Source organism: Achromobacter sp. 01N37 (assembly GCF_056399725.1).
The window spans coordinates 77,919-92,463 of the sequence record NZ_JBFTRX010000010.1 but is presented as its reverse complement, the minus strand read 5'-3'; the positions used below and the strand labels follow the sequence as shown (position 1 = coordinate 92,463).

General features: G+C 66.1%; 3 protein-coding genes. All 3 read left to right on the top strand.

Annotated elements, in window-relative coordinates; all coding sequences use genetic code 11:
- The first annotated feature begins 3 nt into the window (after positions 1-3).
- The 3 genes from AC1DSJ_RS20550 (at position 4) to AC1DSJ_RS20540 (ending at position 14,480) form a co-directional block, all read left to right on the top strand.
- Positions 4-1,941 (top strand): type IV pili methyl-accepting chemotaxis transducer N-terminal domain-containing protein, encoded by a 1,938-nt coding sequence (locus AC1DSJ_RS20550; protein WP_054427745.1) that lies wholly within the window; start codon positions 4-6, stop codon positions 1,939-1,941.
- 11 nt (positions 1,942-1,952) lie between these two features.
- Complete coding sequence (locus AC1DSJ_RS20545) at positions 1,953-2,615, top strand: response regulator (protein ID WP_054427743.1); 663 nt, start codon at positions 1,953-1,955, stop codon at positions 2,613-2,615.
- A gap of 516 nt (positions 2,616-3,131) precedes the next feature.
- On the top strand, positions 3,132-14,480 hold the full coding sequence (locus tag AC1DSJ_RS20540; protein WP_476760381.1) for an ESPR-type extended signal peptide-containing protein: 11,349 nt from the start codon (positions 3,132-3,134) through the stop codon (positions 14,478-14,480).
- Positions 14,481-14,545 lie beyond the last annotated feature (65 nt).

The window sequence follows — 14,545 nt, the reverse complement described above, 5'->3', positions numbered from 1 at the left end:
GTCATGACGTCCTCATCAACCCGCCCCGCCGACGACGGCCTGCCATCTCCCTGGCACCGCCTGTCCACGCGCATCATCGCCAGCTCTCTGGCGGCGCTGGTTGTCGTGCTGTCGATGATCAGTTGGACGCTTTGGCTGTCGTGGCAATTGGAAGGCGCGGGCGCCGCCATCAACGACACCGGCAGCCTGCGCATGCGCGCCAACCGGGTGGCCGTTGAACTGATGCGTCCGCAAGCGGGCCGCGCGGTGCGCACGAACGAACAGGTCGCCGTCATGGACGAGACCATCTCCCGTCTGGCGCGCGGCAATCCCGCCCGTCCGCTGTTCATACCCAACGACGACACGATCCGCGCGCAATGGCGCGACGTGGCCACTTACTGGCACGACATCATGAAGCCGGCGGCGCAAGCCGCGCTGGCGCAGCCGGACGCCGCCACGTATCTTCAGACCCTGCCTGAATTCGTGTCGCGGGCGGACACGCTGGTGCGGATGATCGAACAAGACAATGCCGGCAAGACCACCATGCTGCGCCTGTCGCAAGGCGTGCTGGCCGCGATTGCCAGCGCGGGCACGCTGGCGATGATCTATCTGCTGTACCTGTGGATCATCGCGCCCGTGCTGCGCCTGCGCGATGGCCTGCAACGGATGGGCGACCGCGACTTCAGCACGCGGCTGCCGGTTGATAGCCAGGATGAATTCGGCGTGCTGGCGCGTGGCTACAACCGCATGGCCGACGAACTGCAAGACCTGTACACCAGCCTGGAGCAGCGGGTAGAGCAGAAGACGGCGCAACTGGCCGCGCAGAACCGCGACATCGGCGCGCTGTACGACATGGCGGCGTTTCTGAATCAGCCTAACGATATTGAAGCGCTGTGCGATGGCTTCCTGCGCCGCGTCATGCTGCAATTCGACGCCGAAGGCGGCAGCATCCGCGCGCTGGACCCGGACAATGAAAAGCTCAATCTGGTGGTGTCGGTGGGCTTGTCAGACGAACTGGTTGAATCCGAGCACTGCATGAAGGTGGACGACTGCTATTGCGGCGTCGCCACGCGCCAGGCGGGCGTCATCGTCATTCAGGACTTCCGGCATACGCCGCCGGACATGGACTTGAACTGCGTGCGCGACGGGTTCGCCAGCGTGGCCGTGTTCCGTATCGTGACGCGCGACGAAGTGCTGGGGTCGTACTCGCTGCATTTCCGCCAGCAACGCCGCTTGGCCCCGTCTGATTCGCAGTTGCTGGAAACACTGGGCCAGCATCTGGGCGTGGCGCTGGACAACCGGCGCCTGAGCGCCCAGGCCCGCCAACTGGCCGTGGTGCAGGAACGCGGGCTGGTGGCGCAAGGGCTGCACGATAGCCTGGCGCAGGGCCTGAACTTCCTGAACCTGCAATTGCAAATGCTGGACGCGGCCGTCAAGCGTGGCGACGACGCCGAGGTCACCGAGATTCTGCCGCTGCTGCGCACGGGTGTCGACGAAAGCTATCAAGACGTGCGCGAACTGCTGACGAACTTCCGCAGCAAGCTGGGCCAGGGGGATCTGCAAGCCGCCATTGAAAGCACCGTTGACCGCTTCCGTCGGCAGACCGGCATCGATACCGAATTGCATTTCGGCCACGGCCAAGGCGCGCCATTGCCGCCCGAGCAGCAACTGCAAGTGCTGTTCATCCTGCAAGAGGCGCTGTCCAACGTGCGCAAGCACTCCGAAGCCAGCCGCGTACAGGTAGCGGTTGGCAATGACCGCGACTTCACCTTGCTGATCACCGACAACGGCCAGGGTTACGACCCCGCCGACGTCGCCGCCCGGGGCGAAGCGCACGTCGGCCTGCACATCATGCACGAACGTGCCGCCCGCATGCGCGCCGTGATAAAAATCGAATCACAACCCGGCGCGGGCACCCGCGTCGCGCTGACCTTGCCCGGCAGTGAACGCCAGGCCGCCTGACCCGAACGACCATGCCCATCCGTATTCTGCTTATCGACGACCACACGCTGTTTCGCTCCGGCGTGCGGCTCCTGCTGCAACGCCAGCCCGATTTCGAGGTGGTGGCCGAAGCGGGGGATGGCGTGGAAGGCATCAAGCGCGCCAAGGAACTCAAGCCTGATGTTGTGCTGCTGGACTTGAACCTGCCCGGCTTGTCGGGACTGGAGTCGCTGCAATTGCTGACGCAGGACTTGCCGTCGTGCGCCGTCATCATCCTGACGGTCTCGGAAGAGGCCGACGAGCTGGGCCAGGCCCTGCGTGATGGCGCGCGCGGCTACCTGGTCAAGAACATTGATGCCGACGTGCTGACGTCCGCCATCCGCCGCGCCGCGGCCGGGGAATCCGTCATCGCCGAAAGCATGACGGCCAAACTGGTGGAGCAATTCCGAGGCCAGGCCACGCTGGCGGCGCAGGCGCCGGGGCATGCCGAACGCCACCGGCTGACCGCACGCGAAACGCAGATCGTTCAATGCCTGGCGCGCGGCGCCAGCAATAAGGTCATTGCGCGAGAACTCGACGTCAGCGAAAGCACGGTAAAGATTCACGTGCAGAACGTGCTGAAAAAGCTCAATCTGACCAGCCGCGTGCAGGTGGCGGTGTATGCCGTGGAGCACGGCTTGCATTCTGAGGAATAGCGCTGCGGCGCATCAGATGATGACCGTTCCGACAGATATCGACTAAGACAAATATTGCGATTATTACGATCGAACATTCAATAATGGTCGTCTGAATTCTGTCATTTCTGATATTCCTTGTTTTATCGCCTGTAAGCATCAACGCCTTTTAGGCATCTACCTCACGCCCATCAATAAACGCGTTCTGATTGATGGGCGTTGACGCGTCAAACCCCGTCCCCATCACCCTTTCCACCGTGTTCACTGTGCTGATGCTTGGCGTGGCGGCTGCGTTCGCCTGCGCGCTGGCCACTGCACTACATCCCTATGGATTCAATTCAGTTATCTGATTAATCAAACGATATTTATATCGGGTTTCAGGTGATTGCTAGACAACACAAGTCGGCATCGGTGCGCTCACTAGGATTCCGCCCATCAATCTGGAAATTTGTTTGAGAAAAAACTCTGATTCTTACTAATTGAATCGGCTTTGAATGACTGCCTGCGGATGGCGCAATTCGTCAATGGAGAGTGGCCGTGAACAAGATCTATAGCCTTGTGTGGAGCGAGATTGCTGGTGCTTGGGTTGCCGTCTCCGAATTGACGAAGACCCGGGGGAAAGCCAACCGCGGCGCGCGTCTGGCAGCCATCCGCCGTGCAGGAAAGAGGGCGGCGCCATGGATGGTGGTGGCGGCAATAGCCGGGCCCGTCTGGGCGGGTACGGCCATTCAAGGCATGGTGATCAGCCCCATTACGACTGGCGGGCTGACACCGGCCACGGTGGATGCCAACTCCATCGCGATCGGCGGCGGGTTCGGCGCTACGGCCATGAACGTCAGTGTCGCGGTGGGCGATGCGTCCATCGCCACGGGCTCGAACTCGGTTGCGGTGGGGCGTCTGGCCAACGTCACGGGCAGCACGGCGACGGGCGTGGGGGCGCTGGTCGTGGCCAGCGGCACCAGCGCCACGGCCTTCGGGGCGGGGGCCAGCGGCACCGGCAACAACTCGGTGGCGGTCGGCGCGGGGGCCATCGCGTCCAACACCAGCGCCGCGGCGCTGGGGCAAGGGGCGACGGCGGGCGGTAGCGGTTCGGTGGCGCTTGGCACGGGCGCGTCATCGGCGGGTACCAGTGCCGTGGCGTTGGGTCAGAGCGCAATTGCATCGGCCAACACGACGATTTCCATCGGAGTTTCCAGCACGGCTACCGCAACGGGTGCCGTGGCGTTGGGGACCTCTGCGGATGCGCTGGGCGCGTCCGCCTTTGCGGGCGGCGTCAACGCGCAGGCCTACAACCAGAACGCCTTGGCGTTGGGCGCCAACGCCATCGCGGGGGCGTCAATAGGTTCGCCGACCAATGACACGGCCTTGGGCAATAGCGCGCAGGCCACCGGAAGCAGCTCGCTGGCGGTGGGCAATAACGCGCGCGCCACGGCGCTGGGCGCGGTCGCGCTGGGCGGCAACACCAGCAGCGGCGCCAACGCGGCGGCCACCAATGCCATTGCCATCGGCGGACAGTCGTCGGTAAGCATCGCAGCGACGTCCGGTATCGCTATCGGGCGGGGCGCGCAGGCAACGGGCGTGTTTGGCATTGCTGTGGGCGATGGGGTCTCGTCAAACGGAACCGGCCAGAACGTGGCAATAGGCTCGTCAAACACATCGGCCAACAGCGCGACGGCGCTGGGCGCAGCGGTTGCGATTGGCCGCCAACAAATCGCGTCGGGGGATGGCGCGGTCGCCATCGGCGACCCCAACACGGCGACGGGCACGGGCGCGGTCGCCGTGGGCGCAAACAACAGCGCGACGGCGACGGGCGCACTGGCGGTCGGCAGCGGCAACTCGGCATCGACCACCGGGGCGATTGCGCTGGGATCATCGTCACAGGCGAACGGGGGCAGCGGCGCGTTTGGCGCAGGCTTGTCGTCGACGGCGGCAGGGCGCGGCGCGGTGGCGATTGGCAATACCAACCCGGCAACCGGGCAAGGCGCCGTCGCCATCGGCGACTTGAACACGGCGACGGGCTTAGCGTCGATTGCGATGGGTTCCGGTTCTTCCGCCACGGCAGGCAGCACCATCGCGTTGGGGTATCAGGCCAGCGCGACCGCAGGACAAGCCATCGCCATTGGCTACCAAGGCGCTGCCAGCGGCGCCAATTCGGTCATGCTGGGTTATCTGGGCAATGCCGGGGGGGCGAGCTCGGTGGCGGTGGGGCCGCAAGCCAAAACCGTGGGGGTCTCGTCGATCGCGATCGGCGATCAGTCCGTGGCGATGGCGGCGCAGGACACGTTCATCGGGTATCTGGCGGGTGGCGGCCTCAACGCGAGCATCGGCAGCAATACCGCAATTGGCGCGCAATCAGGCATGGCTGCCTCGGGGTCTTTCAACACGGCCATTGGCCGAAGCTCGGGCCAGAACGTCAGCGGCAACTTCAACGTCGCGGGCGGCTATCTGGCCGGCAACAACGTGACGGTGGACGGCACGGTTGCATTCGGATATTTGGCCACAGCAAACGTCGCGAACTCGGTGGCGCTGGGTAGCAACGCCATCACGACAGCCAGCCCGTCTGCCATTACCGCCGGTACAACCGCCTACAGCAGCAGCACCATCAGCGGCAATACCTACAATTTCCTGGGCGGGCAGGTGACGCCGACGGGCGTAGTCAGTGTGGGGAGCCTGGGCACGGCTCGCCGGATACAGGGCGTGGCGACCGGCCTGCTCAGTTCCACCAGCACGGACGCCGTCAACGGGTCTCAGCTGTTCGCAGTGGCGCAGCAAGTGTCGGCGTCGGCGCCCACGCCGACCAACTACTTCAACGCCAACTCCACCGTCACGGGCGTGGGCAGCAACACCCGGGCCAACTCGGGTTCAACAGGCACCGACGCCATCGCCATCGGCGGTAGCGCCAGCGCCACGGGTATCAACGACACCGCCATCGGCAGGACGGCGGCGGCCACGGGTGGCGGCGGCATCGCTTTGGGCGCGGCCACGCAAGCCTCGGCGGCCAACGCCATCGCGTTGGGCAACGGGGCGACGTCGGGTGTGGCGGGCGCCATCGCCTTGGGGGCGGGCGCAACGGGCTTGGCCAACGTGGTGACAAGCGGCGTGGTCTCGCCCAGCACGGCTGGCCCCGTCACCGGCATCGCCTTCAACAACACCGCGAACATGGCCGCGGGTGCCGTCTCGGTAGGAACGCCCTCGGCCAAGCGCCAGATCAAGAACGTCGCCGACGGCTCGGATTCGAACGACGTGGTGACGGTGCAGCAGATGACGGCCGTGGCCAGCGCCGCGAACTCGGGCATCAACAATCTGGGCACCAGCATGGCCAGCAACCTGGGCAGCGGGGCGGCCTACAGCAGCGCCACGGGCTCGGTCAGCGCGCCCAGCTACACCATTCAAGGCACGACCTACACCAACGTCGGCACGGCATTGACCGGCGCCAACACGGCGCTGACCAATCTGGTGACGGGCAAGATCGGCCCCTTTGTGTCGGACAACAGCGTGACAACGGTGCAGGCCGTGTCGTCGGGGGCAAACGCAGCGGCGGGAGGCTTTGGCGCGTCGGCCACGGGGGTGGCGTCCACGGTCGTGGGCAACCAGTCCACGGATAACGCGGTCGCCAACTCCACGATTCTGGGCCAAGGCGCGTCGGTGACGGTCGGGCTAACCGGGTCCAACGTCGTCTTGGGACGTGCGTCCGCGGCAACGGTGGGGTCGCAGGCCGGCTATACGGGATTCGGTTTGGCGGCGGCGCAAAACTCAGCGGGCGAGGTGTCGGTGGGTACGGCGGCCAGCCGCCGCAAGATCACCAACGTGGCGGCCGGCAGTGCGTTGACGGACGCGGTGAACGTCGCGCAGTTGACAGGCGCGGCGTCCAACCTGGGAACCAGCATCGCCACCAACCTGGGCGGCGGCGCGACGTATAACGCCGTAGCGGGGACGGTCAGCGCACCCGCCTACACGATTCAAGGCACGGCGTATTCCAACGTGGGTGCGGCCCTGGGCGGCGCGAACACGGCCATCACCAACCTGGTGTCGGGTGACACCGGCCCCTTTGTGTCAGACAACAGCGTCACCGCGGCGCAGGCGGTCGCGTCTGGCGCAAACGCCAGCGCGGGCGGATTTGGCGCGTCGGCCACTGGCGTGGCGTCGACGGTGGTGGGCAACCTGGCCACGGACAACGGCATCGCCAATTCGACGGTCTTGGGGCAGGGGGCATCCGTTGCCGCGGGGGTGGCGGGCGCGAACGTGGCGTTGGGCCAAGGGTCGTCGGCCGCAATAGGTTCGCAAACGGGCTATACCGCGTTTGGCCTGTCGGCCGCGCAGACGTCCGGGGGCGAAGTGTCAGTGGGATCGGGCGTGCGACTGCGCAAGATCACCAACGTGGCGGCCGGCAGCGCGTTGACCGACGCGGTAAACGTCGCGCAGTTGAGCGGCGCGGCGTCGAACCTGGGGTCGAGCATCGCCACCAATTTGGGCGGCGGCGCCGCCTACAGTGCGGCGGCTGGCACGGTCAGCGCGCCCAGCTACACGATCCAAGGCACGGCGTACGCCAACGTCGGCGCGGCGTTGGGCGGCGCGAACACCGCCCTGACCAATTTGATGTCGGGCGATGCCGGGCCCTTTGTGTCCGACAACAGCGTCACCGCGACGCAGGCGGTGGCATCCGGCGCAAACGCGAGTGCCGGCGGCTTTGGCGCGTCGGCCACCGGCGCGGCATCGACCGTGGCCGGCAGTCAAGCCACGGACAACGGGGTCGCGAATTCGACGGTGTTGGGCCAGGGCGCATCGATTGCCGCAGGCTTGTCGGGTGCCAACGTGGCGCTGGGCCAAGGAGCGTTGGCGGCCTCGGGGTCTCAGACGGGCTACACCGCTTTCGGACTGGGCGTGGCGCAGAACTCGGCGGGCGAGGTGTCCGTTGGCACCGCGGCCAGCCGTCGCAAGATCTCCAACGTGGCGGCCGGCAGCGCGTTGACCGATGCGGTCAACGTCGCGCAGTTGAGTGGCGCGGCGTTGAACCTGGGTTCGAGCATCGCTACGAACCTGGGCGGCGGCGCGGCCTACAGTGCGGCGGCTGGCACGGTCAGCGCGCCCAGCTACACGATCCAAGGCACGGCGTACGCCAACGTGGGCGCGGCGTTGGGCGGCGCGAACACCGCCCTGGCCAATTTGATGTCGGGTGATGCCGGGCCCTTTGTGTCGGACAACAGCGTCACCGCGACGCAGGCGGTGGCATCCGGTGCGAACGCGAGTGCGGGCGGCTTTGGCGCGTCGGCCACCGGTGCGGACGCGACGGTGATAGGTAACCTGGCTACCGACAACGGCGTGGCGGGCTCGTCGATATTGGGACGCGGCGCATCGGTCGCGGCAGGGTTGTCGGGTTCCAACGTCGTGTTGGGACAAGACTCAGCTGCCTTGGTGGGAGCCGAGACGGGCTACAGCGGCTTTGGCTTGTCGGCCGCGCAAACCTCTGGCGGCGAAGTGTCGGTCGGCACGGCGGCCAGCCGCCGCAAGATCACCAACGTGGCGGCCGGCAGCGCATCGTCGGATGCGGTCAACGTTGCACAATTGCGCGGCGCGGCGTCCAGCCTGGGCACCAGTCTGGCAACCAGTCTGGGCGGCGGCGCGAGCTACAACGCGGGCACCGGCCAAGTCGGAGCCCCCAGCTACAGCATTCAAGGCGGCGCTTACAGCAGCGTCGGCAGCGCGCTGAGCCAGCTGGATTCCGCCGTGGCAGGCATCAGCACCGGCAAGGCAGGCCCCTTTGTGGCGGACAGCAATGTCACGGCCGCGCAGCCGGTTGCGTCGGGCATCAACGCGGCGGCAGGCGGTTTTGGCGCGTCGGCAACGGGTGATGGTTCAACCGTCGTGGGCAACCTGGCGTCCGACAACGGCGTGCTGAACTCGGTCGTGCTGGGCGAAGGCGCAATGATCGCGGCGGGCCTGACGGGCGAGAACGTGGCATTGGGTCAAGGCTCGGCGGCGGCCGTGGGCGCAGAGACCGGCTACACGGCCATCGGATTGGCGGCGGCGCAAAGCTCCAGCGGTGAGGTGTCGCTGGGCTCCGCAGGCGTCGAACGCAAGGTTACGAATTTGGCGGCGGGCAGTGCGTCTACGGATGCCGTGAACGTGGGTCAACTGACGGGCGTCGCTAACGCGGCGAGGACGGGCTTGAGCACCTTGGGTGCAAGCGTGGCGTCGAACTTGGGCGGGGGATCGACCTTCGATCCGACAACTGGCGCGGTCACCGCACCCAGCTATGGCGTGCAAGGCAATACCTATTCGAACTTGGGTAGCGCCATCGGCGGCTTGGACACGGCAGTAACCAGCGTCAACAACGCCGTGACCAGCGTCAACAATGCCGTGACGAACATCAGCAGCGGCAAGACCGGGCCGTTCGTCTCTGACAACAGCGTGACGACGGCGCAAGCCATTGCGTCGGGTGCAGATGCGTCGGCAGGTGGCTTCGGCGCGTCGGCGACGGGCGCGGCGTCGACGGTTGTCGGTAACCAAGCCACCGACAACAGCGTTGCGAATTCGACGGTGCTGGGTCAAGGTGCGACGATCACGGCTGGTTTGACGGGTTCGAACGTAGCGTTGGGTCAAGGCTCCACAGTAGCAGTCGGATCAGAGACCGGTTACACCGCGATCGGCTTGTCCGCAGCGCAAAATTCCAGCGGCGAAGTATCCATCGGGTCGGTAGGTTCGGAACGCAAACTCACGAACCTGGCAGCGGGAAGTGTAGGGACAGACGGTGTAAACGTCAGCCAACTGACGGGCGTCGCTGACGCCGCAACGACCGGCCTGAGCACCTTGGGTTCAAGCGTGGCATCCAACTTGGGTGGCGGCTCGACCTTCGACCCGACAACCGGTTCCATCACCGCACCCAGCTATGGCGTGCAAGGCAATACCTACTCGAACTTGGGTGGCGCCATCGGCGGCTTGGACACGGCAGTAACTAGCGTCAACAACGCCGTGACCAGCGTCAACAATGCAGTGGCGAACATCAGCAGTGGCAAGACCGGGCCGTTCGTCTCCGACAACAGCGTGACGACGGCGCAAGCCATTGCGTCGGGTGCTGATGCGTCCGCAGGCGGCTTCGGCGCGTCGGCGACGGGCGCGGCGTCTACCGTTGTCGGTAACCAAGCCACCGATAACAGCGTTGCGAATTCGACGGTGCTGGGTCAAGGTGCGACGATCACTGCCGGCCTGACCGGTTCGAACGTCGGGTTGGGTCAAGCGTCAACCGCAGCAGTTGGATCAGAGACCGGCTACACCGCGATCGGCTTGTCCGCAGCGCAAAACTCCAGCGGGGAAGTATCCATCGGCTCTACAGGTTCGGAACGCAAGCTCACGAATCTGGCAGCCGGCAGTGCGTCTACGGATGCCGTGAACGTGGGCCAACTGACGGGCGTCGCTAACGCTGCAACGACGGGCTTGAGCACCTTGGGTTCAAGCGTGGCATCGAACTTGGGCGGGGGGGCGACCTATGACCCGGTCGGCCAGACAGTCACTGCGCCGACGTATGGCGTGCAAGGGTCGACATACTCGAATGTTGGCGGCGCCATCGGCGGTTTGGATACGGCGGTGACTAGCGTCAACAATGCAGTAACCAGTATCAGCAGTGGCAAGACCGGGCCGTTCGTGTCGGATAACACCGTGACGGCGGTGCAGGCGGCAGCGTCGGGTGCGGATGCGTCCGCAGGCGGCTTCGGCGCGTCGGCGACGGGCTCGGCGTCGACCGTTGTTGGTAACCAAGCCACCGATAACAGCGTTGCGAATTCGACGGTGCTGGGCCAAGGCGCAACGATCACGGCTGGTTTGACTGGTTCGAACGTCGCGTTGGGTCAAGCGTCGACCGCCGCAGTCGGATCAGAGACGGGCTATACCGCCATTGGCTTGTCCGCAGCGCAAAACTCCAGCGGGGAAGTATCGATCGGGTCGGCAGGTTCGGAACGTAAGCTGACGAACTTGGCAGCGGGCAGTGCAGGAACGGACGCAGTCAACGTCAGCCAACTGACGGGCGTCGCCAACGCCGCAACGACTGGCCTGAGCACCTTGGGTTCAAGCATGGCATCCAACTTGGGCGGGGGATCGACCTTCGATCCGACAACCGGTTCCATCACCGCACCCAGCTATGGCGTGCAAGGCAATACCTACTCGAACTTGGGTGGCGCCATCGGCGGCTTGGACACGGCGGTGACTAGCGTCAACAACGCCGTGACCAGCGTCAACAATGCAGTGGCGAACATCAGCAGTGGCAAGACCGGGCCGTTCGTCTCCGACAACAGCGTGACGACGGCGCAAGCCATTGCGTCGGGTGCAGATGCGTCGGCGGGTGGCTTCGGCGCGTCGGCGACGGGTGCGGCGTCGACGGTTGTCGGTAACCAAGCCACTGACAACAACGTTGCGAATTCGACGGTGCTGGGTCAAGGTGCGACGATCACGGCTGGTTTGACGGGTTCGAACGTAGCGTTGGGTCAAGCTTCGACCGCAGCAGTTGGATCAGAGACCGGCTACACCGCGATCGGCTTGTCCGCAGTGCAAAGCTCCAGCGGGGAAGTATCGATCGGGTCGGCAGGTTTCGAACGCAAGCTCACGAACCTGGCAGCGGGCAGCGCGGGAACGGACGCCGTCAACGTCAGCCAACTGACGGGCGTCGCCAACGCCGCAACGACCGGCCTGAGCACCTTGGGTTCCAGCATGGCATCCAACTTGGGTGGCGGCTCGACCTTCGACCCGACAACCAGTTCCATCACCGCACCCAGCTATGGCGTGCAAGGCAGCACCTATTCGAACTTGGGTAGCGCCATCGGCGGTTTGGACACGGCAGTGACGAGCGTCAACAATGCGGTCACCAGCGTCAACAATGCCGTGACCAGCATCAGCAGCGCCGTGACCACCATCAGCAGCGGCAAGGGCGGCCCGTTCGTGTCGGACGACAGCGTCAACACGATACAGGCGCTGGCCGCTGGCGCGGATAGCGCGGCGGGGGGCTTTGGGGCGTCGGCAACCGGGGCGGCGTCCACCGTCGTGGGCAATCAAGCCACGGACAACAGCGTCGCCAACTCGACCGTGCTTGGCCAAGGTGCAAGCATCACTGCCGGCCTGGCCGGGGCGAACGTGGCGTTGGGGCAAGGCGCGGTGTCGGCCATCGGCGCAGAGAGCAATTACGCCGCCTTCGGCCTGAGCGCCGTGCAAAGCTCGGCAGGCGAGGTGTCGCTGGGCGTGGCGGGCGCGGAACGCAAGCTCACCAATGTGGCGGCGGGCAGTGGCTCAACCGACGCGGTCAACGTCGGCCAACTGAAGGGCTCGGCGGCGCTGCTGGGTGCGAGCGTTGCGTCCAGTCTGGGAGGCGGCGCGGTGTATAGCCCGGCCACGGGTACCGTGTCGGCGCCCAGCTATACCGTGCAGGGTAACACCTACAGCAGTCTGGGCACGGCGATTGGCGGGCTGGATACGCTGGTTTCCAACATCAGCAGCGGCCGGGCGGGGCCGCTCGTGGCCGACGCCACAGTGACGTCCGCACAACCCCTGGCATCGGGCGCGAACAGTGCGGCCGGCGGCTTTGGCGCGTTGGCGACGGGGGCGGGCTCGCTCTCGCTGGGTAACCAAGCCAGCGACAACGGCGTGGCGAATTCCACGACGCTGGGTCAGGGCGCCAAGATCACGGCCGGGTTGACGGGCGCCAACGTGGCGTTGGGCCAAGGGTCCGTCGTCGCGGTGGGGGCGCAGACTGGCTACGTGGCCTTCGGTTTGGCCGGCACCATCAGCTCGGCTGGCGAAGTGTCGGTAGGGTCCGCGGGCAATCTGCGCAAAGTAACGAACGTGGCGCCGGGCAGCGACCTGACGGATGCGGTCAACGTGCGGCAACTGACGCAGGTGAGCACGCGAATCGGACAGGTGGGCACGGATGCCTTGATGTGGGACCCCACGGCCAACAGCGGCGTCGGTGCGTACTCCGCCGCACACGGAAGCATTGGCGGCCCCAGCATCATCACGCGGGTTGCGCCGGGCGTGCTGGCCTCCAGCAGCTGGGACGCCGTGAACGGATCGCAGTTGTACGCCACCAACCAGACCGTGACCCAGCTTGTGTCAACGGTGAACAGCTTTGCCGGCAAGACTGACCCGGCCATCAATGGGCAAGGGGTTCGATACGAGCGCACCAACGACACAGGCCTGATGCAGATGGATGCGTACGCAACGGGACAAGGTGCGACCGCCATTGGCTACAACGCACAGGCAAGCGGCGCGGGCAGTCTGGCCCTGGGCGCGAATACGCAAGCCACCGTGGATGGCGGCATCGCCATCGGGCAAGGGTCTATCTCTGACCGGGCGTCCGTTACGCGGGCACTTACCCGGGCCGTTACGCCGGGGGCCTTCTCGGTGGGTGCGCCGGGCATGCTGCGCCAGGTCATCAACGTGGCGGACGGCACGCAGGCGCAAGACGCTGTGACGGTGCGCCAGTTGCAGGGCGCAATCGCGGCGGTCACCGTGACGCCTATCAAGTACTTCCACGTTGACAGCACCAAGGCCGATGCGTTGGCGGTGGGGGCGGATGCCATCGCGGTGGGGCCGGAGGCCATCGTCAATGGTGACGCCGGCATCGGGATGGGGCTGGCCGCGGAAGTGGACAGCACGGCGCCCAACGGCATCGCGATCGGCTCGTCCGCCCGCTCGGCCCTGGGGTCCGCCATTGCCTTGGGCACGTCGGCGCTGGCCAATGGGGCGCAGTCGATGGCGCTGGGGGCAAGTGCGGGGGCCAGTGGCGACAACAGCGTCGCGCTGGGTTCCACCGCTGCCGCCACCGGCGACAAGAGCCTGGCGCTGGGTGCAGGCGCACAGGCCCAGCAGGCGGGCGATGTGGCGTTGGGCGCCGGGGCGGTGGCCAACATGGGGGCAGCACCGGTCTATACCGGCAAATACTCAGGCGTGTCCAACACGATAGCGGGCACGTTGTCGGTGGGCGACACGGGGGCCGAACGCACCGTCAGCCACGTTGCCGATGCGCAGAACGCGACGGACGCCGTGAACCTGCGCCAATTGGACGGGGCGGTGACGCAGGCCAATCTCTATACCGACCAGCAGATTGCCACGGTCAATAGCGGATTGACGCAGGGCGGCAGCGGCATGTTCCAGGTCAACCAGACCAGCCCCACGCCGGCGCCCACGGCAACGGGCGCAGAGTCTACCGCAGGCGGCGCGGGGGCGGTGGCATCGGCGGCAGGCAGCACGGCGCTGGGCAATGGCGCGCAGTCCCGAGGCGCCAATTCCGTGGCGCTGGGCGCGGGCAGCTCGGACGGGGGCCGCGAGAATGTGGTGTCGGTCGGCGCGGCGGGCCAGGAACGGCAGGTGACCAACGTCGCCGCCGGCACGGCAGAGACGGATGCCGTCAACGTGCAGCAGTTGAACGCATCCAAGCAGGGCACGGTGCAGTACGCCACCACGCCGGGCACGAAGGCGGTGGATTATTCCCGGATCACGCTGGGCAATGGGGGCGGCCCGGTCACGTTGAGCAATGTGGCCGACGGGGTGCAGGACAACGACGCCGTCAACGTGCAGCAACTGAACGCGGGCTTGGGCGGCGCGGTGCAGCAGTCCAACGCTTACACCGACGGCAAGTTCCAGAACCTGCGCAACGATATGGACCGCTACCGGCGCGACGCGTCGGGCGGCACCGCCACGGCGATGGCGGTGGCGGGGTTGGCGCAGGCTTATCTGCCGGGCCGGGGCATGTTCTCTGTCGCGGGCAGCACGTACGACGGCCAGCAAGGCTTTGCGATGGGCTTGTCAACGGTGTCGGGCAACGGCAAGTGGGTCTACAAGATGTCGGGTTCCACGAACACGCGCGGTACGTTCGGTGCGGTCGTTGGGGCAGGTTTTCAGTGGTGAAGGTGCGCCGGCTGGCAAGGCATTGCCTTTGCCAGCCGGGGTGAACCTGTCAGTGCGGTGCTTTT

Coding starts and splice junctions, on each gene's coding strand:
- AC1DSJ_RS20550 (WP_054427745.1), top strand. CDS start 4: ATGACGTCCTCATCAACCCGCCCCGCCGACGACGGCCTGCCATCTCCC.
- AC1DSJ_RS20545 (WP_054427743.1), top strand. CDS start 1,953: ATGCCCATCCGTATTCTGCTTATCGACGACCACACGCTGTTTCGCTCC.